Annotated in this window: 1 protein-coding gene; it reads left to right on the forward strand. The window is 45.5% G+C overall.

The window, feature by feature from the left end; translation table 11 throughout:
• Nucleotides 1-308, forward strand: a 308-nt coding sequence (locus Q4528_RS13295; protein WP_303521980.1) for a hypothetical protein, incomplete at both ends; no start/stop codon positions are given.

Raw genomic sequence — 308 nt, forward strand, 5'->3', positions numbered from 1 at the left:
CAAGCGCTTAATTTCCGCTTTGCGGTGGTACTTGGTTTTATTGCATTGTTTATATTGGTGATTGGTATGCCAATGACCGGCGCGGTGCGAGTGGCATTTTTCCCTGATATTGCTGGCGATACAGTAAGCGCAGAAGTGCGAATGTATAACGATGCCAGTTTTGGTCAAACTCAATCAAATCTATTGGCCCTGGAAAAACACGCGGTAACCGTGGATGAGTTGCTTAGTACTCAACATTTACACAGTGAAGCGCCAGATACATATATTTCTAGCATCCAGGTGATCGCTGATGCTGATAAGTCGGGCAC

Source organism: Staphylococcus pasteuri, from assembly GCF_030547725.1.
Classification (GTDB): domain Bacteria; phylum Bacillota; class Bacilli; order Staphylococcales; family Staphylococcaceae; genus Staphylococcus; species Staphylococcus pasteuri.